Genomic DNA, 18,373 nt, shown 5'->3' on the forward strand with positions numbered 1-18,373 from the left:
CTGCCCCCTCTCCTCGCAGGTACTGACAAAAGCAGGGTTTTAGGGCGGTGAACCGGAGGATAGTACTGGTTAGTTCCGTGCATTTCAAGAACTGTTTTGTGTACGCGAGGCATCATTGAGTGGAGAAAACGTTTTATTAGTAGTTTCTTCGAGCATCATCAGTAAAAAAGAAACAGCAAAGCAGTTCCTTCGGACAGGGCACATCCTTCTTCTTCACGCCGGCCGCAACAACTTTTCTCTTTAGAACGGGGAGGTTCGACCGATGTATAAGTAAGAAAGAACTGTCAGCGTCTTTGCATAGGGCAGCGGAAGGAGTACTGATGGCAATCAATCAAGAGGTCCTCGCTCAGCTAAATACCACCCAGACCGAGCTGTTAAGCCTTCTGGCGGAAGATGTGCGGGAGATCTTCACCACGATGGTCGGCATGGAGATCCCCCTGTGCGATTCGCTCTCCCTGGCCGATGCACGATTCAAAGGGTGCGTCAGCGCGATGATCCTTCTGAGCGGGAGTTACCAAGGCGTTGTCGGTTTCCATGCCACCCCGAGGGCCGCGATGGACATTGCGGGACAGATGCTGGGGATGGAGGTTGCGGAGGTGGACGCCGACGTGACCGACGCCCTCGGCGAGATCGCCAACATGGTCGGGGGATCCTTCAAGCACCATTTCGTCAACGACGGCCACGAGGTGCGCCTCATGCCGCCCACGGTGATCGACCGCAACGAGCAGTTCCGCCCCCCCGAAAGCGACGACGGCCTCTTGGCACTGCTTTTCGAGGCGGGACTGGAGCACATCCTTGTTACCGTACACCTGGAGGCCTGGAACTGAGTATCCGCTGTGAGAGAAAATGTACTACGTAAAAGTTGCATTGACATAGCCACTTGCTTGCGCTATCGTTCCTGCACATAATCTGGAACAACACAGATACACGACAATACTAAACCATCCGCGAGGATGGGACGGAAAGCCTACAGGGTCTCACCGAGACAGCCGGGTCGCCGAAATATCATCAGATATTGGCGACCCGGCTTTTTTTGTGCCTTTTCACCCCGCCGGGACCCAACGCAAACTCTCGAGTTGTTGTCAAATTCGCACCACCGGAGAGGTCGCATGCCTATTATTGAATGGAATGCAGGTTTTATGCTCGGCATTGGCGAAATCGACCAGCACCACAAGCAGCTGGTGCAACTGCTCAACGATACCTACGACGAGTTCCGTGCCGGTTCGAGGATCGGCATGCCGGTGATCGACCAGTTGATCGGTCACGCCGAGCGGATCTTCAGCCTCGAGGAACAGCTGATGCGCGAGAGCTGCTACCCGCAGTTGAGCGAGCACCTGACCGAGCACGAGGGGTTCAGCTGCAGGATCGAGGGGTTCAAGGCGAACTACACCAACAGCGAGGGGACCTCGATCGAACTGCTCTGGTTTTTGTGCAACTGGGTCACCCACCACTTGCGCGAGACCGACGCCGAACTGGCCCAGTTCCTCGAGGTGCGCAAGATCCAAAAGCGCCTCAAGAAACCGACCCTGCCGCCACGCTGACCGCCCCGCCCCCGGGCGCCGAATCGGTCTCTAGTTGATCGTCTTGGTTACCTCGTTGGAGCGGGGACTCTCGTACCCGGTAGCATCGTAGGTGGTAACCGAGAAGTAGTAGGTCCCCGGCGCCAGTCCGCTCACGGTGTACCCCTGCACCATTCCGACATCGAGCACGCTGCCGTAGGACCCCGATGCGCTGCCGTAGTAGACTTTGAAACCTGCCGCACCCTCTTGAGGCGGGTCCCAGGAGAGTTTGGCAGCGCCGCTTTGCACGGCCGAGCCCCCTGCCCCCGGTGCAGTGTCGCCCGGGGCGTTGACAGCACCGGAACCGTTAGAAGTACCGCCCGTTATCGAGGTCGTAGCCTCCCCCGAACCGCCCGCCGCAGCTCCCCCGCTCCCGCTCCCGCCGCACCCCTGACAGGCAAGCGCCAGGACCAGTACGGTGCCGGCCAGCACCATTCTCCTTTTCACCATTGCAACCTCCTTTACACGATTGGTGTAGCACGCAAAAAAGCCGGGTCGGAGTATCGTTCAGATAACTCGGCGACCCGGCTGTCTCGGTGAGACCCGTGGGCTTTCCGTCCCATCCTCGCAGATGGTTTAGTATTGTCGTCTATCTATGGCCCGGCAATTTTTGGGTAAAGTACCCTATATGTGCAGTTCAGTCAGTGACGGCCGTCACCGGAAAGGAAATTGCAAAAAAGGACAAGGTTGATCCAATAGCGACAAAAAAACTGCGCCTGATTGACAGAAAGTTCATCAATCAGGCGCAGTTATGTCAGCAATCGAAAACGGTATTCAGTTAAATGGGCAGCTCAAGGCTGCTGAGAACCGCAGGCCTTGCACCGGCGCGCCTCGAGTGGGATCCCCTCGAGGCACTCGGGGCAGTTCTTGGTCGGAGGGGGCGGCGCCGCCGGTTTGAGCAGCGCCTTGGTGACCATGAACACCACGAAGGCGATCAGGACGAAGTCGATGAACGTCCCCAGAAGGTGCCCGTAGGCGATGGCGCTCTCGGAGACCTTCCCCTTGGCATCGACCACGGTGCGCAACACCAGCTTGGCGTCGCGCCAGTCTCCGGCCGGGAGCAGGATTCCGATGACCGGCATGAGCAGATCGTCGACGACCCCGGAGACGACCTTGCCGGTGGCCGCGCCGATGATGACGCCGACCGCGAGCGCCAGCGCGTTGGACTTGGTGAGGAATGTCTTGAACTCCTGCAGCATGAGCTACCCTCCCTACCCTGCGAAGCTATTCGCAGATGAAATTGGCTTCGATGCGCCGGTTCTGCGCCTTACCTTCGGCGGTCTTGTTGGTGGCGCGGGGCTTGGTGGGGCCGTACCCCTTGGCCTGCAGGCGCTCCGGCGCGACGCCGAAGTTCTTGATCAGGTAGCTGCGCACGCTGTCGGCACGGCGCTGGGAAAGCTTCATGTTGCTCGCCTTGTCACCCACGCTGTCGGTATGCCCCTCGATGACGCCGTGCGCCTTCGGAAACTCGGCCAGGAAGTCGGCCAGCTTCTTCAGTTCGTCGTGGTATTTCGGTTTGACGTCCGACTTGTTGGTGTCGAACTGCACGTCGACGACCGTCGGGCTGCACAGTTTCGGGGGAGGAGCCACCACGACCGGGGCGGGCTGTGTTACGGCGACATTCGCCGTGCTGACGGCGCTGCCGCCTGCGCCGCTGCAGCTCAGTTCGTAACGGGTCGCTTCCGCAGGGGTGATCTGCAGCGAGCCGCTGGTCTCAACCGCACCGATACCGGGAAGGATCTGGCAGCGGGTGGCGTTCTGGGAGTTCCAGGCGAGCGTCGCCGACTCTCCCTTTACGATGCTGGCCGGAGTGATGCTCAGGGCGTCGGTCGGTGCCGGCGCGGGGGCCGGTGCCACGGGGGCCGGTTTCGGTGCGGGGGGCGCGACCGGCGGCGGGACGACCTTGGCGGCCTGGGGCGGGCAGAGCGCCTGTGCCTTGGCGGTCGCCTCGTTGGCGAGGGCCACACCCTCTTCGGTGTGGCAGGCCCTGAAGACGTCGTAGGCCTTGTCACGGGCAGCCTCGGCGGCCTTGAACTCGGCGGGGCAGCTTTGATCCTTGCCGGCCTGGCGGGCCGCGTCCAAGGCGCGATCGGCCTGCTGCAGTTCCTGCCTGATCATAAGACCGGGGACGTTGCCACGGTGCGTGTTCATCTCGTAGCTCGCACAACCGCCCAGAGAAATCGCAGACACCCCTAAGAGCATTACCGACAATACTTTTCCTGTGTGAGACATGTTTTTCCTCCTATGACATTAAAACCAACAATAACAGCCCCAATACCATACTATTAGAAATTCCCTAGTCAAGTTTTTCTTGTGATTTCAGCCAGTTTTAGGTGAAAGACTGGCTGGTTAATATGCCGGCACTAATACCGCGTCCACGAGGCACGTTACCGTCAGCGGGCTTCACGCACAAAAAAACGGTTTCTCGAGAGAAACCGCCTGGTCAAAGCAGTGCCGGAGCTGAGGGATGGCTATGACTGCGCAGGCCCAAGGAGGCGACGGCGCCCGGCACCGGGTCGGGGGGCCGCCAAGGAAGGCGGCCCCTACCGTTTCGTGATGGGGTGCACGGAGCTCGCCTTGAAGGAGGCGAAGACCGTCCCCCCCTGAATAAGCCCGAGCTTTGCGAAGGACTCGCGCGTCACGTACGAGGTGAGCGGGAAACCGCAGTCGAGCCTGAGGCGCAAAAGCGGGCCGAAGGGGGCGGTCTCCACGATGCGGGCCTTGAAGACGTTGCGCGCGCTGGTCGAGTACGGCGGGTCGATGCTCACGGTCACGTTTTCCGGGCGGATGCAGCAGTAGGCCTCCTCGCCCGGTTGCTGCTCGCCGATGGCGTCGAGTTCGTGATCCCCCACCTTGAGGGTCATCTGCTGCTCGTGGTTCGCCAGCACCACCGCCTCGAGGATGGTCTCCATGCCGACGAAGTTCGCGACGAACTCGTTGACCGGCGCGTTCATGACCGCCGCCGGGGTGCCGTCCTGCACGATCGAGCCCGCGTGCAGCACCACCACCCGGTTCGAGAGCCTGAGCGCCTCGGACTGGTCGTGGGTAACCAGGATCGCCGCGATTCCCCGCTCCCGGATCACCCGGTCCATGTCCTCGGTGAGCGCCTGCCGGGTCGGCGGATCGAGGTTCGCGAACGGCTCGTCGAAGAAGATCAGTTCAGGTTCGACCGCGAAGGCACGCGCGAGGCTCACCCGCCGCGCCTCGCCTCCGGAAAGCTTGCGCGCCGAGCGTTTCGCCATCTCGACCAGCTTGAAGCGCTCGAGGTAGGCGTAGACCCGCTCTTTGAGCTCCCTCCCCCCTACCCCGCGGATCTTCAGCCCGCTCGCCACGTTCTCGTAGACCGTGGTGTCGAACAAAAGCGGCTCCTGCAGCACCATGGCGATCCTGCGCCTGAAGGCGAGCTGCGCCGCGGCGGAGTCGACCGCGCTGCCGCGGTAGCTCAGGGAAAAGCCGCCTCCGGCCTGGATGAGCCCCATGATGGCGAGCAGCAAGGTGGTCTTGCCCGCCCCGTTGGGACCGATCAGGGAGACGAAGTCGTGCTCGTTGAGCGAGAACGCCGGGATCTCGAGGATGGCGGCGCCGCCGCGCTGCACGGTGAGCCCGGAGAGCTCCAGTACCTTTGCCGGCGTGGTCATCGAGGTCTCTCCCGGTGCTGGATCAGGGTCAAGAGGTAGTTGATCAGAAAACAGAAGAGCAAAAGGATCACCGAAAGCGCGATGGCGATGTCGAAGTTGCCGCGCCCGGTCTCCATCACGGTCGCCGTGGTGAGCACCCGGGTGTACCCCTTGACGTTCCCCCCGACCATGATCGAGGCCCCCACCTCGGAGATCACCCCGCCGAACCCGGCCATCACCCCCGCCATGAGCGGCAGCCTGGCCTCCTTGATCAGCATGAAGACCAGCTGGGTGCGCGTGGCGCCCAGGGCGAGGATCTGCAGCCTCAGGTTCGCCGGGAGGTTCTGCATGGCCGCGATAGTGATCCCCATGACGATGGGGGTGGCGATCACCGACTGGGCGATGATGATGGCGCTCGGGGTGTAGAGGAGTTCCAGGAACCCCAGGGGGCCGTTACGCCAGAGCAGGATGGAGACGAAGAGTCCCACCACCACGGGGGGGAGCCCCATCCCGGTATTGACCAGGCTCACCAGGACCTTGCGCCCGGGAAAGCTGGTGAGGGCGATCACGGTGCCCAGCCCGATGCCGAGCACGAGGCTTATCAGCGTGGCGAGGCCGGACACCTTGAGCGAAAGCCAGGCGATCCCCAAGACCTCCCGGTCCAGGGTGAACAGGAGCCGGAAGGCCTGGAGTATGCCGTCGAGAATCAGATCCATCTAGAGCCCCAGCGACTCCGGTTTCTTGCCGGCATCGGGGAAGAAGAGCGGCGAGCCGAACTCCTTGGTGCCGAAGCTCCCGACGATCCCCTGGGTCGCGGGGGCCACCATGAAGTCGCCGAACGCCTTGGCGCCGGCATGGTTCACCTTGGGCCACTTGGCCGGGTTCACCTCGATCACGTGATAGATGTTGAGCAGCTTGGGCTCGCCGGCGACCAGGATCTCGAGCCCCAGGTGGCGCTTCTTGTTGAGTGCCAGGTAGGTGCCGCGGTCGGCGAGGAGGTAGCCGTGCTTCTCGGCGGCGACATTGAGGGTCTCACCCATCCCGAGGCCGGTCTGCTGGAACCACTTCTGCCCCTCGGGGGCGATGCTGGCCGCTTTCCAGAGCCCCTTCTCCTTGGCGTGGGTGCCGGAGTTGTCGCCGCGGGAGAGAAAGAGTGCGCCGGAGTGGGCGATTTTCTTGAGCGCCTCAGCGGCGCTTTTCGAACCGCGGATCTTGGCGGGGTCGCTGGCCGGTCCCAGGATCAGGAAGTCGTTGTGCATGACGAGCCTGCGGTTCACGCCGAACCCCTGTGCCATGAAGGTCTTCTCGGCCTCCGGAGAGTGCACCAAGAGGACGTCGGCCTCCCCCTTCTCGCCCATCTTCATCGCCTGCCCCGAGCCGACCGAGATGGTCTTCACGAAGTAGCCGGTCTGTTTCTCGAACATCGGGACCAGTACGTCCAAAAGGCCGGAATCCTGGGTGCTGGTGGTGGTGGCAAGGATCAGGTTCTTCTGTGCCGGTGCGGCGCCAGCCGGCGCTATCGCCAGAACTGACAGCATCAGGCAGGTCACAAGGCCGGTCGCCAGTTTTGCAAAACGGTTCATGGTAGGTCCTCCTCACTACAGGGGAAATGATGGCCCGATCGGCTCGGGCTCCGGGTATGCAGCCACTCGTTATATCACAGACGTTACAGCGAGTGGTCGAAAAAGTGCGCGGGGTGGAGCGGGCCCTGCCGCGCCAGCCGCACTCTTACACGAAACTCCCCGCAGTAGAAAAGCCGCGGCGAATAACTAGCTGTTTTCCCGCGTCTGCCCATTCCGCCCGGTTCAGTTTAAAACAGGGCAGAGTATGATATCTTAGATCGGTCCAATTAAGACACAGGAGGGATCACCCATGACAGAGCCGCAACGAAGACTACCCATCGGGGCCGAACCGGTGCAGGGGGGGGTGAATTTCCGGGTCTGGGCTCCCGACCACCAGAAGGTAGAGGCGGTCATCCACAACGAAGGGGAGGAGGATCCCTACGAGTTCGCCTGCGAGCTGGCCAAAGAGGGTAACGGCTACTTCTCGGGTCTCTGTCCCAAGGCTGCGGCAGGTTCCTTGTACCGCTACCGCATCGACGACCGCGAAGCCTTTCCGGATCCCGCCTCGCGCTACCAGCCCGACGGCCCCCACGGTCCTTCGCGGGTGGTCGATCCGAAGTTCGAGTGGACCGACCAGGAGTGGCGCGGCATCGTGCGCGAGGGGCAGGTGATCTACGAGATGCACATCGGTACCTACACCAAGCAGGGGACCTGGAGTGCCGCAGCCGAGCAGCTCCCGGCCCTGGTCGAGCTGGGGATCACGGCGGTCGAGGTGATGCCGGTGGCCGATTTTCCCGGGAGGTTCGGCTGGGGTTACGACGGGGTGAACCATTTCGCGCCGTGCCGGCTCTACGGCGAGCCCGACGATTTCCGCCGCTTCGTGGACCGGGCCCATGCGCTGGGGCTCGGGGTCTTGCTCGACGTGGTCTACAACCATTTCGGCCCCGAGGGGAACTACCTTGAGCGCTTCTCGAGCTATTACTACGGCCCGAAGTCCAACGAATGGGGGCGGGCCATCAACTTCGACTCCGAGAACTGCCAGCCGGTGCGCGAGTTCTTCGCCAGCAACGCCGTCTACTGGATCGAAGAGTTCCACCTGGACGGGCTGCGTTTCGATGCCACGCACGCAATCAAGGACGAGTCGCCGGTGCACATCCTCGGCACGATCACCGAAAAGGTGCGCCAGGCTGCCGGCGGCCGTGCGGTCTTGCTGGTCGCGGAGAACGAGAGCCAGGAAACCGCCTGCCTGCGCCCCAAGGAGGAGGGCGGTTTCGGCATGGACGCGGTCTGGAACGACGACTTCCACCACTGCGCCCACGTGGCCCTCACCGGCTACCACGACGCCTACTACTCGGAGTACTACGGCTCCCCCCAGGAACTGGTCTCCACGGCGAAGTGGGGATATCTCTACCAGGGGCAGCGCTTCTTCTGGCAGGGGAAGCGGCGCGGCACCCCGACGGTCGGCATCAGCCCGAGCTGCTTCATCAACTACACCCAGAACCACGACCAGATCGGCAACTCCGCCTGGGGGATCCGGCTGCACAAGCTCACCAACCCCGCCTCGCTCAGGGCGATCACCACCCTCTTGATGCTCGCCCCCCAGACCCCGATGATCTTCCAGGGGCAGGAGTTTTCCTCCTCGAGCCCCTTTCTCTACTTCTCGGATCTGAACCCGGAGACCTCGCGCCAGGTCCACACGGGGCGCATCGTGTTTCTGAAGCAGTTCACCAACATCGACTCGCCCGAGGTGATCAGCACCATCGACAAGCCCTACGAGCTCGACACCTTCGTGCAGTCCCGGCTGGACCTCTCGCAGCGCGAGCGGCACTTCAAGGTGTACAGCCTGTACCGGGACCTGATCCGGCTGCGCCGGGAGGACCCGGTCTTCAGTACGGGGTACCTCTGCCGGATCGAAGGAGCGGTGCTCGGGCAGTTCGGCTTCCTTTTGCGCTACTTCCTGGACGACCAGCAGCGCCTCATCCTCATCAACCTGGGGCGTGAGATGCACTTAGCTCCCATGCCCGAACCGCTCCTGGCCCCTCCGCTTGGGTGCAGCTGGGAGCCTCTTTGGTCCAGCGAGAAGGTCGAATACGGCGGGTCCGGAACCCCCGCGCACCTGGAGACCGAGCGTTTCTGGCGGGTGCAGGGGAACGCCGCGGTGGTGTTCCAACCGGTCCCCGAAGGAGATGAGTCATGATCACGGTGACCCGCGAAGTGGCGATCGAAGCACCCGACGAGTCGACCCGGACCCGGCAACTTCTGGAGCGCGAGTGGCTGGTGACCAACGGCCTGGGCGGGTACGCCTCGGGCACGGCGTGCGGCGCCCTGACCCGTCGCTACCACGGACTCCTGGTGGCGGCCCTCCCCTCGCCGCTCGGGCGCACCCTGGTTTTGAACCGGCTCACCGAGGTGGTCCGTTTCGAGGACGGGCGCACCACCCATTTCGGGGGGGACCAGAAGGAGGGCGGGGCGCTCGACTTCAAGGGGCTCGAGTACCTGGTCGGGTTCCGCCTGGAGGACGGTCTCCCGGTCTGGCGCTACCAGATGCACGGCGCCCTCATCGAGAAGCGCCTGGTACTGGTGCACAATCAGAACACGGTGCACCTCATCTACCGGCTCATCTCCGGCGCCGCACGGCTGCGCCTGAAGCTGCAGCCCTCCCTCCAGTTCCGGCCCCACGACGCCCCGGTCAACCAGACGCAGGATGAGCCCTACCTCTTCTCGGCCCTGGAAAACCGTTACCAGGTCTCCGCCGGCGCGAACCAGCCGCACCTGCGCCTGGTGATTTCCGGCGGCCGGGGCACCTTCACCCTCGAGGAGAAGACGGTATCCAACATCTTCTATGCCGTGGAGCACGCCCGCGGCTACGAAGACCTCGGGAGCCTCTGGAGCCCGGGCTATTTCGCCGTCGACCTCGTCGAGGGTGCCGACGCCTCCTTGAGCGCCTCCACCGAGAGCTGGGAGACCATCCGCGCCCTGCCGCCGGCCGAGGCCCTCGCCATGGAGCGGGAGCGGCGTGCCATGATGGTTGCGGCCGCCGCCCCGCCGATGCGAAAGGGAATCCCCGCGGAGCTCGTGCTGGCTGCGAACCAGTTCATCATCACCCCGGCGGGGCGTTACGAGGACCGGGTCAGGGCCCATGCCAGGGGCGACGAGATCCGCACCGTGATCGCCGGCTACCACTGGTTCACCGACTGGGGGCGCGACACCATGATCTCCTTGGAGGGGCTCACCCTGGTCACCGGTCGGCACACCGAGGCCGGCTGGATCCTGCGCACCTTCGCCCAGTACGTGAAAGACGGGCTGATCCCCAACCTCTTCCCCGAGGGGCACAACGAAGGGCTCTACCATACCGCCGACGCGACGCTCTGGTTCTTCCACGCCCTGGGGCGCTACCTGGACTACACCGGGGACCGCACCACCTTGCGCCTCATGCTGCCGCAGATGCGCGAGATCGTGGAGCGCCACCTCGCCGGGACCGCTTTCGGGATCGGGGTGGACCGGGAGGACGGGCTGCTGCGCCAGGGGGCACCCGGCTACCAGCTCACCTGGATGGATGCCAAGGTGGGCGACTGGGTGGTGACCCCCAGGCGCGGCAAGGCGGTGGAGATCAACGCGCTTTGGTACAACGCGCTCAGGCTTCTGGCCAAGTGGCTCGCCGACGAGGGGGACCAGGGTGCTGCCGAGCGCCTGGAACGCCAGGCGGAGCAAACGCGTGCCTCCTTCAACAGGCGCTTTTGGTACCAGGAGGGGGGCTACCTCTACGACGTGGTGGACGGCGAGTCCGGCGACGACCCCTCCTGCCGCCCCAACCAGCTATTCGCCATCGCCCTCCCCTACCCCGTGCTGGCGCCGGAGCGCTGGGAACCGGTGCTGGAAACGGCGCGCCAGCGACTTTTAACCCCCTTCGGAATGCGCACCTTAGCCCCGGGACATCCAGACTACAAGACCAGCTACCACGGCGACCTTTTGGCCCGGGACGCAGCCTACCACCAGGGGACGGTTTGGCCCTGGCTGATCGGCCCCTTCGTGGACGCCTGGCTCAAACTGCACCCCGATCAGCACCGGGTGGCGCGCGGCTACCTGCAGAGCCTGGCGACCCAGCTCGACGAGCAGTGCATCGGCACCATCGGGGAGATCTCCGACGCCGACGAACCGCACACCCCGCGCGGCTGTGTGGCCCAGGCCTGGAGCGTGGCCGAGCTGTTGCGCTGCTGGCTTAAGTCCGAGCCGGAAACCTCCGGTTCATAAGGCACAAATAAAAAGGGGATGGCGTTGGCCATCCCCTCGTTCGTTCACCCTCTCCCACCTACTGCTGGTTCGCTTTATCCTTTCCGGCCTTCCCCGATTCGATCTCCCGCTTCTCGTGGTAGATGAACCTGACCATATAGTACTCGAAGGGGAACCCGCTCTCGTAATAGCGGAAACTCTGCTGGTGCCTGGTGTCGATGGCGTTCAAGGTCTCGAGCCCCGCGGTAATGGCGAACTCGTTGTCCGCCCCCCTGAACGGGTCGACCAGGGTGTAGATCCCGTAGGTGATGCCGCTGTCCACCATGAGCCCGCCGGTGTCGCGGACCGACGAAGGACCGAAGATGGGGAGCACCAGGTACGGCCCCGAATCGACACCCCAGTAGCCGAGAGTCTTCCCGAAGTCCTGGTAGCTCCGCTCGAGACCGAGCTTGCTGGCGGGATCGAACAGGCCGCCCAAACCGATGGTGCTGTTGGTCAGGAAGCGCCCCAGGGTCTTGGCGGACTCTTTCCCCTTGAGCTGGAAGACGTTGTTGGTGAAATTGCGGACCTCGGCGAGGTTGTTGTAGAAGTTGGAGATGCGGTCCTGCAGGAACACCGGGGTGACGAATTCGTAGCCGCGCACCGCGGGAAGGAACAGGTACTTGTCGAAGTAGAAATCGAACTTGTACATGTGCCGGTTGAAACCTTCCCAGGGGTCGTACACCACGGCGAACGGTTCGTCCCTCAGCTCCGAGATGCTGTGGCGCGGAGGGATTTCGCTGCGGATGTTGGCCCCGGAGCCGGCACATGCGGTGAGCGTCGCTACGACGCAGGCGATCAGGATCGCCCTGCACTTTATTCTGATGATTCTCACGAGGCCCCCCTCTCCTACTTGAAGAAATCGACCATGTAGGCCAGGTTTTCCTTGTACTCAAGGTTGCCCAGGTGGCCGCCACGCGGGTAGAACTTGGCGCGCTCGCCGAAGATCCCTTTCAGGTAGTCCCGATCCTCGGCAGTCAGGATGAAGTCGTTGTCGTTGGCCATGACCCCGAACTGGGAGGAGGATTTCAGATACCCTTCGATACTTCTCAGGTCGAAATAGGAGATCACCTGTTCCCTGGTGGCGCCCGGGTGGATCTCCTGGTAGTACGGGAGGAAGTATTCCTCGAAGTAGTCTAAGAAACTCAGGTGGCTTGAGACCATCAGGTAATCGAAGAGCGAGTCGCCCACCTTGAGCACCTTGTTCTTGGGGACGACGTAGCCGCTGTTGGTCATAACGTCCGAGGCGAAGATCATCCCGGCGAGATTGATCCGGAAGGTGAGGCCGATGAGCCCCGCCGCCTCAGCCGGCGAGAACACCTTCTCCTGGTAGACCGCGTACAGGAAGTTGTCGTCGATGCCGACGAAATTGCCGTAGTTGTAGAACTCGCTGAACTTGTAGAGCATCCGGTTGAAGAAGGCACCCAGCTTGCCGGAACCGCCCGGGATCTGGTTCAGGAGTTCCTCGATCCTGCTCGCCGAGTGAAAGACACTCACCGCCGGATCGATCATCAACACCTTCCTGAAGTTGAAGACCTTCCGTTCCCGGTCCAGGCGCGCCACGAAGGCGGCCTCGGTCCCCCCCAGGCTGTAGCCGCTCAGGTTGAACGAAGTGACTTCGATGTCCCCCTTCACCTTGCTCCAGGCAACCTCCATGGCGCGGTAGAGGTCCTCCGAGTCCTGGTAGAGATCGCCCGGTACCCTGCTGCGCGAGCCGGATATCACGAAGTTGGCATTGGTGGGGGACGGCAGGGTGATCACGTGAAAGCCGGCCTGGTAGAGCGCCTTCAGCATGCTGATCTGTACGGCGGCCCGGTCGCTCGCCCCGGTTCCGGCGATCAGGAAGACCAGCGGTGCCGGGTGCTTTTGGTAGGCGAAGGTGCAGCGCAGGCCGTCGTCGTAGAAGAAGATCGGGGGGCGGTCGCGGTCCGGGAAGATGTCGAGCACCAGGTTGCGCACCCTCATCTTGGTGGGGAGCGGGGGTCTGAGGTTGGCCGGCGTCCCCAGGATGGTGGCATCGTAAGCGCCGGCTATCGGGTAGCCGTACTCCTCGGCAGCCCAAAGCTGAAGCGGGGTCAGCAGCAGGCCGGCGAGCATAAAAACGCCAACCAGCCGGGCGAACGTACCCGGAGCCCGGTCTGCGGGTAGCTGCCCTGCGGATTGTAACCTAGGTGCCGGATTGCTTCGTTGCATGGGACTCCCTCGTTTTTCGTGCCTGTCCGTTACCCGGTGTCCGGTTGCGGACCGGGCGCTTTGCCGACCAAAAAAAGGGCGTAGCTGACTACGCCCCGTGCTCGGGTCCGTGATCTGCGGCGTTGCCGCAACGCGTTAACGAGGCTATTGCCCCTTGACGATCAGGTCGTTGTGCACCTCGGTGACCCCTTGGACGCCGCGGGCCAGTTCCTCGGCCTTACTCGCGTTGGCGGCGGAATTGACAAAGCCGCTCAGCTGCACTACCCCCTGGTAGGTCTTCACGTTGATCTGCAGTCCCTTCAAGGCCATGTCATTCACTATAGCAGCTTTTACCTTACTGGTGATCACAGAGTCATCCACATACTGACCGGTACTCTCATGGCTCTGTGTCGTGGTGCAGCCTTGGAAGGTGGCGAAGAGTGCCAGAACAGCCAGAAGTCGTGCGAAGCCGTAGATCGTACGCATGGTGTGTCTCCTCTCCCTGATAGTTGGAATCTGAAGCAAATTAAAGATAACCAACATGTCTCCAGTGTCAAGCAGTACTCAGCCGCCCGTTGAATTGCGATGTAACGCCAGTATACTGGCAACGGCATTCGGCAGGCTGACAACAACAGCACAAGGAGGATCGATATGAGAACGCTTCTGGTCGCACTCAGTGTTGCCCTGCTCGCAGTGACCGCCAGTTGGGGAGCGGGGATCGACCTCGCCCTCTGCAAACCTGGTTCGGCCGTGAGCTACTTTCCCGACGGCACGGTGCAAAGCTGTCCCATGGGCGACGACACCGTGATCGACAACGTGAACTGCGCCCAGTACATGCCGGCTGTCGTCTATCAAAACGGCAGGCTGCGCAGTTGTACTACCCGCGACTATTTCGTGTACGACACTATCACCTGCAACCAATACACGGTGGTCACCTTCTATCCCAGCGGGAAGCTTGATAACTGCACGCTGTTCGACCAGGCACACTTCGGCGACCGGACCTGCGCCGAGTACCAGCCGGTGTTTCTCTACGAAAACGGCAACCTCAAGTCGTGCGGGACCCCGCCGTGATCGACGCTTAAGGGGGGGTGACGCAGAGGGCGTAAGGCTTGGGGAGCATGCGGGATCCGGGAAGCTCGAGAGCTCTCCGGATCAGCTACCACGAGGTCGCGGGACGTTCTTTAGGAAGATCGGGGAATCGGAAGTTCGGGGGCTGGCGGGCACTCGGGCCAGGGAGTGCGCGGGGTTGGCAGACGGCAGAGTAGACGGCAGATGGTAAACGGCTGGTGGGAAACAGGTCGGGGGCTTTCCCCGCGTTATCGAAGAGGCTGGCCACGGCGCGGGAGCCTCGGGCGGGCCAGGCTCAGCGCGTACCGTCCGCCAGACGCTTCATCACCTGCTGCATCTCGTTCCAGACCTGCCGTTTCAGCGAGACGTCGGCTACCAGGGCCTCTGCGTGCAGAGTCGGCATGAGAGGGATCCCCCCCAGGTTATGGAAACGGCCGCGCAGCTTGGCAATGGGATCGCGAGTTCCGAGTACAACCTGCGCCGCCGGTTCACCGAAGGCCACCACCGCTTCGGGAGCCACGGCCGCAATCCGGCGCAGCAGCTCCGTGCGCAAGGAGCCCAGCTCACCGGGCGAGGCAGCGGAAAAGGTGATCAGATATGCCTGGTCGCGGTCGAACCCCATCGCCTTGACGATGTTGGCCAGCAACTCGCCGGCTGCCCCCTCGAACCCGTCGCCGGTCGTCACCACCAGAAGCCGGGCTTGCGGGTTCCCCATGACCGAACAGAACTCGGCAGCGGCTTCAAGCGGGCCCGCTTCGCTGCCGGCCGCAGGCTCCGTGGTCGGCGCAGCGGCGCTTTCGGCGCCAGCCGCGGCACCGGGGGGCGTCGTAGCCGTGGTGACAGGCGCAGCAGGGTTCCCGGTCTGCGGAGGCGCGGCAACCGTGACAGCCGGACCGGGTTGGGGCTGCACGCTCACGGAGGGCCCAGTCGGAGCGTTCTGCGCGGCCGGATCACCGTACTCCACCTCGTCGACCCCGGTATCCCGAAGCTCCTCGAGGTACCCCTTGAGTGCCTGCAGCAGAAAGTCTCTCTCGTCCACCCCGTGCGCCTGATGCATCCGCAAACCCCTTTACTTTTCGGCGGCCATTCACTATGCTTTTTGGCATGTTTATACTTCTCAGCGCCGCCCTGTTACTCGTCCTTGCCGTTCCCGACCACGCCTTCGCCTGGGGAGCCGGTATCCACCTGCAGCTCGGAATGCAGGTCCTGTCCCACCTGGAAGCTCTGGAACCAAGCGTCGCCGCCGTTATCGGCAGCCACCCCTACGACTTCCTCTACGGCACCATTGCCGCCGACATCACCATCGGGAAAAAGTTCACCCACTACCTGCAGCACTGCCACCGCTGGGGGATCGGCCACAAGGTCCTCGACAAGGCGGGCGATCAGTCCCAGATTGCCTGTGCCTACGGCTACCTGAGCCACCTGGCGGCCGACTGCATCGCGCACAACTACTTCGTCCCCTTCAAGGTGATGCGCAGCTTCTCCTCGCTCACCTTAAAGCACGCCTACTGGGAGATGCGCTTCGAGAACTACGTGGACAAGGAGATCTGGGAAACCGGCAAGAAGGTTTCGCGCGAGCACTTCAGCAAGAACGACCAGCTCTTGCGCAGGGTCCTCTCGGATACCATCTTCTCCTTCACCACCAACAAGCGGATCTTCAACTCGATCCTGCTGGTAAGCCGCATGGAAAAGTGGCAGAGCCTCTTGCAGACCCTGTCCGATTCCTCCCGCTACGTCCTTGAGGAGAGCGACCGGGAAGAGTACATGCAACTTGCGCAGGAAGCGGTGTTCGACTTCCTCAACAACGGAATCCAGTCACGCTACTTCCATGCCGATCCGACCGGCGAAAAGGCGCTCGCGGTGGCGGAAGCGGTCCGCAAGAACCTGCGCCTGCTCTACCGCAGCGGCAAACTCACCAAGGCCCAGGCCTACGCGGAACTCGAAGAGATCAAGGTGAAGTTAAGGGAAGCCATCTGCCAGCCGGAGCTATTGGGGCAGATCCTGTCGAGCTAGAGGACCTTCGTTTTGTATCACCCGGAAATTCAGGAGAGCCGTTGACTTAGGTCCCCTCTCCCCCTGCGGAAGGGATTGGGTGAGGGGGAAGGCGCCATATCACTGCCGGTGGCAGCTTCACCCACCCCCCGGCCCCTCCCGTCAAAGGAGGGGGAGATGTGATTCCCCCGAGATTCCGCGATGAACCTTCCCGTAGCTGAACTGCCCACCCCAGCGCCTCGGAAAGCTGCCGTTTCTCAACCCCAACCTCAACCTTAGCCTTAGCCTGCCTTTCTGAGCTGCTCGATCCGGTCCAGGATGATCCCGGCGAGTTCCTGCTTGCCGGTGAGCGGCACGTCCTCGAGGCGGCCGTCGGCGAAGAGGAGCTTCGCGATGTTGGTGTCGACGTTGAAGCCGGCCCCTTCCTGCGAGACGTCGTTGGCGACGATGAGATCGAGGTTCTTCCTGGTGAGCTTCGCCTTGGCGTTCGCCACCAGGTCGTCGGTCTCGGCGGCGAATCCCACCAGTACCTGCTTCCCCTTCAAGCGCCCCAACTCCCCCAGGATGTCCGGATTCTTCTCCAGCTCGATGACGATCTCCTCGGCCCCCTTCTTCACCTTCTGGCCGGCCCGCACCTTGGGGCGGTAATCGGCAACAGCTGCCGCCTTTACCACCACGTCGATCTGATCGAGCCGTGCCAGCACCGCCTCGCGCATGGCGGCCGCGCTCTGCACCCGCACGACCTCGACACCATAAGGCGGCGCTATGGCGCAGGGACCGGTCACCAGGGTCACCTGGGCGCCACGCAGGCGCGCCTGGCGGGCGATGGCGTACCCCATCTTCCCGGAGGAATGGTTAGAGACGAAGCGGACCGGGTCGATCTCTTCCTGGGTCGGCCCCGCTGTCACCAGGATGCGGGTCCCGGCCAGTTTTTTCGGGGTAAGTGCTGCCAGCGCTTCCTCTAAGAGGAGTTCCGGCTCGGGAAGCTTCCCCTCCCCTTGGTAACCGCAGGCGAGCATCCCGCTGGCGGGCGGGACGATCAGGTAACCGTGCCGCTTGAGCTTTTCCTCGTTCTCCCGGTAGATCGGGTTCTGGTACATGTGCACGTTCATCGCCGGCGCGATGAGCACCGGGGCCCGGGTCGCCATGACCGTGGTGGTCAGGAGGTCGTCCGCGATGCCGTTGGCGATCTTGCCGATGAAGTTCGCCGTGGCCGGCGCGATCACGAACAGGTCGGCGCGCTCGGCGAGCGAGATGTGGCCGATATGCTGCTCGGAGATCAGGTTGAAGAGCTCGAGATGCACCGGGTTACCCGAGAGGGTCTGGAAGGTGAGCGGCGTCACGAACTCGGTGGCGCCCCGGGTCATCACCACGTGGACCGCGGCCCCCGCCTTGGTCAGAAGGCGCAGGAGTTCCACCGCCTTGTACACCGCGATCCCCCCGGTCACACCGAGAACGATGGTCTTGCCTCGCAGCATGGTCATCCCCCTACTCGTTGAGGTACGGGTTGTAGCGCCGCTCCTGCCCGATGGTGCTGGAAGGGCCGTGCCCCGGCCAGACCACGGTGGTGTCGTCGAGCGGCATCAGTTTCTCGTTGATGGAGCGGATCAGCTGCTCGTGCGAGCCGCCGGGGAGATCGGTGCGCCCGACGGAATCGGCAAAGAGGGTATCCCCGGTGATGACCACCCCCTCGTTTCTCAACAGCAGGCAGCACCCCCCCTGGGTGTGCCCCGGGGTGTGCAGCACCTCGATGGTCCTCTTTCCGTAGCTCAGCTGCATGCCGTCGGTGAGGTAGCGGTCCGGAAGCGGGGAGTTCTCCACCACCAGCCCGTAGTTCTGGGCGGAGCGCGCCGCCATCTCGAGCAGCCGCAGGTCGCTTTGGTGGATCAGGAATTCCGCGCCGGTCGCCTCCTTCACCTGCCGGTTGCCGCCGACATGGTCGAAGTGACCGTGGGTGTTGATGAGGTACTTGATCTTGAGCCCGAGGCGGTTAACCGCGGCGAGCACCATGTCGCTGTCCGCACCGGGGTCGACCACCACCCCTTCCTTGCTCTGCTTGTCTCCCAGGATCAAGCAGTTAACCCCCAAGGGGCCGACCACGATCGTTTCCAAAAGCATCTGTTCCTCCTTCACC

General features: G+C 63.0%; 18 protein-coding genes and 2 riboswitches. Of the genes, 6 read left to right on the forward strand and 12 right to left on the reverse strand.

The features are described 5' to 3' along the window. Window positions 1-320: 320 nt before the first annotated feature. A complete protein-coding gene (locus GMST_RS13785; protein WP_183355259.1) occupies window positions 321-827 on the forward strand; it encodes a chemotaxis protein CheX in 507 nt (168 codons plus the stop codon). Window positions 828-925: 98 nt separating this feature from the next. Further along, window positions 926-1,002: riboswitch (cyclic di-GMP riboswitch) on the forward strand. A gap of 107 nt (window positions 1,003-1,109) precedes the next feature. Then, entirely contained in the window at window positions 1,110-1,541 is a 432-nt protein-coding gene (locus GMST_RS13790; RefSeq protein ID WP_183355260.1) for a bacteriohemerythrin, read from the forward strand. A gap of 30 nt (window positions 1,542-1,571) precedes the next feature. Here GMST_RS13790 and GMST_RS13795 read toward each other — a convergent pair whose 3' ends face one another. From GMST_RS13795 to GMST_RS13820, 6 genes are all read right to left on the reverse strand, one after another. After that, window positions 1,572-2,009: a fibronectin type III domain-containing protein gene (locus GMST_RS13795; protein ID WP_183355261.1), complete on the reverse strand. Its 438-nt coding sequence runs from the start codon at window positions 2,007-2,009 to the stop codon at window positions 1,572-1,574. A gap of 65 nt (window positions 2,010-2,074) precedes the next feature. Further along, window positions 2,075-2,150: riboswitch (cyclic di-GMP riboswitch) on the reverse strand. Window positions 2,151-2,350: 200 nt separating this feature from the next. Continuing rightward, complete coding sequence (gene mscL, locus GMST_RS13800; protein WP_183355262.1) at window positions 2,351-2,758, reverse strand: large conductance mechanosensitive channel protein MscL; 408 nt, start codon at window positions 2,756-2,758, stop codon at window positions 2,351-2,353. Window positions 2,759-2,783: 25 nt separating this feature from the next. Continuing rightward, the gene (locus GMST_RS13805; protein ID WP_246399620.1) at window positions 2,784-3,710 is read right to left on the reverse strand and encodes an OmpA family protein; all 927 of its coding nucleotides are present in this window, start codon (window positions 3,708-3,710) and stop codon (window positions 2,784-2,786) included. A 392-nt stretch (window positions 3,711-4,102) separates the two neighbouring features. Further along, the gene (locus GMST_RS13810; protein WP_183355264.1) at window positions 4,103-5,197 is read right to left on the reverse strand and encodes an ABC transporter ATP-binding protein; all 1,095 of its coding nucleotides are present in this window, start codon (window positions 5,195-5,197) and stop codon (window positions 4,103-4,105) included. Beyond that, complete coding sequence (locus GMST_RS13815; RefSeq protein ID WP_183355265.1) at window positions 5,194-5,892, reverse strand: ABC transporter permease; 699 nt, start codon at window positions 5,890-5,892, stop codon at window positions 5,194-5,196. Before GMST_RS13815 ends, GMST_RS13810 begins: the two co-directional genes overlap by 4 nt. Further along, a complete protein-coding gene (locus GMST_RS13820) occupies window positions 5,893-6,759 on the reverse strand; it encodes an ABC transporter substrate-binding protein (protein ID WP_183355266.1) in 867 nt (288 codons plus the stop codon). Window positions 6,760-7,048: 289 nt separating this feature from the next. Here GMST_RS13820 and treZ point away from each other — a divergent pair, with 289 nt between their 5' ends. Then, a complete protein-coding gene (gene treZ, locus GMST_RS13825) occupies window positions 7,049-8,935 on the forward strand; it encodes a malto-oligosyltrehalose trehalohydrolase (protein WP_183355267.1) in 1,887 nt (628 codons plus the stop codon). Next, on the forward strand, window positions 8,932-10,989 hold the full coding sequence (locus GMST_RS13830; RefSeq protein ID WP_183355268.1) for an amylo-alpha-1,6-glucosidase: 2,058 nt from the start codon (window positions 8,932-8,934) through the stop codon (window positions 10,987-10,989). Before treZ ends, GMST_RS13830 begins: the two co-directional genes overlap by 4 nt. A 58-nt stretch (window positions 10,990-11,047) precedes the next feature. Here the strand turns inward: GMST_RS13830 and GMST_RS13835 are convergent, their stop codons facing one another. The 3 genes from GMST_RS13835 to GMST_RS13845 all read right to left on the reverse strand — a co-directional run bounded on the left by GMST_RS13835 (window position 11,048) and on the right by GMST_RS13845 (window position 13,665). Beyond that, window positions 11,048-11,842 (reverse strand): MlaA family lipoprotein, encoded by a 795-nt coding sequence (locus tag GMST_RS13835; RefSeq protein ID WP_183355269.1) that lies wholly within the window; start codon window positions 11,840-11,842, stop codon window positions 11,048-11,050. Between the two features lie 14 nt (window positions 11,843-11,856). Then, entirely contained in the window at window positions 11,857-13,104 is a 1,248-nt protein-coding gene (locus GMST_RS13840; protein WP_183355270.1) for an alpha/beta fold hydrolase family protein, read from the reverse strand. A gap of 240 nt (window positions 13,105-13,344) precedes the next feature. Continuing rightward, complete coding sequence (locus tag GMST_RS13845) at window positions 13,345-13,665, reverse strand: BON domain-containing protein (RefSeq protein ID WP_183355271.1); 321 nt, start codon at window positions 13,663-13,665, stop codon at window positions 13,345-13,347. A 165-nt stretch (window positions 13,666-13,830) separates the two neighbouring features. On the opposite strand from GMST_RS13845, the gene GMST_RS13850 reads away from it, so the two are divergent. Further along, complete coding sequence (locus GMST_RS13850) at window positions 13,831-14,250, forward strand: hypothetical protein (protein WP_183355272.1); 420 nt, start codon at window positions 13,831-13,833, stop codon at window positions 14,248-14,250. 292 nt (window positions 14,251-14,542) lie between these two features. Here GMST_RS13850 and GMST_RS13855 read toward each other — a convergent pair whose 3' ends face one another. Next, on the reverse strand, window positions 14,543-15,304 hold the full coding sequence (locus GMST_RS13855) for a uracil-DNA glycosylase family protein (RefSeq protein WP_183355273.1): 762 nt from the start codon (window positions 15,302-15,304) through the stop codon (window positions 14,543-14,545). A gap of 35 nt (window positions 15,305-15,339) precedes the next feature. On the opposite strand from GMST_RS13855, the gene GMST_RS13860 reads away from it, so the two are divergent. After that, window positions 15,340-16,260: a zinc dependent phospholipase C family protein gene (locus GMST_RS13860; RefSeq protein WP_183355274.1), complete on the forward strand. Its 921-nt coding sequence runs from the start codon at window positions 15,340-15,342 to the stop codon at window positions 16,258-16,260. A 260-nt stretch (window positions 16,261-16,520) separates the two neighbouring features. Here GMST_RS13860 and coaBC read toward each other — a convergent pair whose 3' ends face one another. After that, window positions 16,521-17,717 (reverse strand): bifunctional phosphopantothenoylcysteine decarboxylase/phosphopantothenate--cysteine ligase CoaBC, encoded by a 1,197-nt coding sequence (gene coaBC / locus GMST_RS13865; RefSeq protein WP_183355321.1) that lies wholly within the window; start codon window positions 17,715-17,717, stop codon window positions 16,521-16,523. Window positions 17,718-17,727: 10 nt separating this feature from the next. Continuing rightward, window positions 17,728-18,357, reverse strand: coding sequence for an MBL fold metallo-hydrolase (locus GMST_RS13870; RefSeq protein ID WP_183355275.1), 630 nt, complete (start codon window positions 18,355-18,357; stop codon window positions 17,728-17,730). Window positions 18,358-18,373 lie beyond the last annotated feature (16 nt).

This window comes from Geomonas silvestris (genome assembly GCF_014193515.1).
Taxonomy (GTDB): Bacteria; Desulfobacterota; Desulfuromonadia; order Geobacterales; family Geobacteraceae; genus Geomonas; species Geomonas silvestris.

Bases quoted from the DNA above. Each gene is read 5' to 3' on its own strand.
- GMST_RS13785 (WP_183355259.1), top strand. From the start codon at position 321: ATGGCAATCAATCAAGAGGTCCTCGCTCAGCTAAATACCACCCAGACC.
- GMST_RS13790 (WP_183355260.1), top strand. From the start codon at position 1,110: ATGCCTATTATTGAATGGAATGCAGGTTTTATGCTCGGCATTGGCGAA.
- GMST_RS13795 (WP_183355261.1), bottom strand. From the start codon at position 2,009: ATGGTGAAAAGGAGAATGGTGCTGGCCGGCACCGTACTGGTCCTGGCG.
- mscL (WP_183355262.1), bottom strand. From the start codon at position 2,758: ATGCTGCAGGAGTTCAAGACATTCCTCACCAAGTCCAACGCGCTGGCG.
- GMST_RS13805 (WP_246399620.1), bottom strand. From the start codon at position 3,710: ATGAACACGCACCGTGGCAACGTCCCCGGTCTTATGATCAGGCAGGAA.
- GMST_RS13810 (WP_183355264.1), bottom strand. From the start codon at position 5,197: ATGACCACGCCGGCAAAGGTACTGGAGCTCTCCGGGCTCACCGTGCAG.
- GMST_RS13815 (WP_183355265.1), bottom strand. From the start codon at position 5,892: ATGGATCTGATTCTCGACGGCATACTCCAGGCCTTCCGGCTCCTGTTC.
- GMST_RS13820 (WP_183355266.1), bottom strand. From the start codon at position 6,759: ATGAACCGTTTTGCAAAACTGGCGACCGGCCTTGTGACCTGCCTGATG.
- treZ (WP_183355267.1), top strand. From the start codon at position 7,049: ATGACAGAGCCGCAACGAAGACTACCCATCGGGGCCGAACCGGTGCAG.
- GMST_RS13830 (WP_183355268.1), top strand. From the start codon at position 8,932: ATGATCACGGTGACCCGCGAAGTGGCGATCGAAGCACCCGACGAGTCG.
- GMST_RS13840 (WP_183355270.1), bottom strand. From the start codon at position 13,104: ATGCTCGCCGGCCTGCTGCTGACCCCGCTTCAGCTTTGGGCTGCCGAG.
- GMST_RS13845 (WP_183355271.1), bottom strand. From the start codon at position 13,665: ATGCGTACGATCTACGGCTTCGCACGACTTCTGGCTGTTCTGGCACTC.
- GMST_RS13850 (WP_183355272.1), top strand. From the start codon at position 13,831: ATGAGAACGCTTCTGGTCGCACTCAGTGTTGCCCTGCTCGCAGTGACC.
- GMST_RS13855 (WP_183355273.1), bottom strand. From the start codon at position 15,304: ATGCATCAGGCGCACGGGGTGGACGAGAGAGACTTTCTGCTGCAGGCA.
- GMST_RS13860 (WP_183355274.1), top strand. From the start codon at position 15,340: ATGCTTTTTGGCATGTTTATACTTCTCAGCGCCGCCCTGTTACTCGTC.
- coaBC (WP_183355321.1), bottom strand. From the start codon at position 17,717: ATGCTGCGAGGCAAGACCATCGTTCTCGGTGTGACCGGGGGGATCGCG.
- GMST_RS13870 (WP_183355275.1), bottom strand. From the start codon at position 18,357: ATGCTTTTGGAAACGATCGTGGTCGGCCCCTTGGGGGTTAACTGCTTG.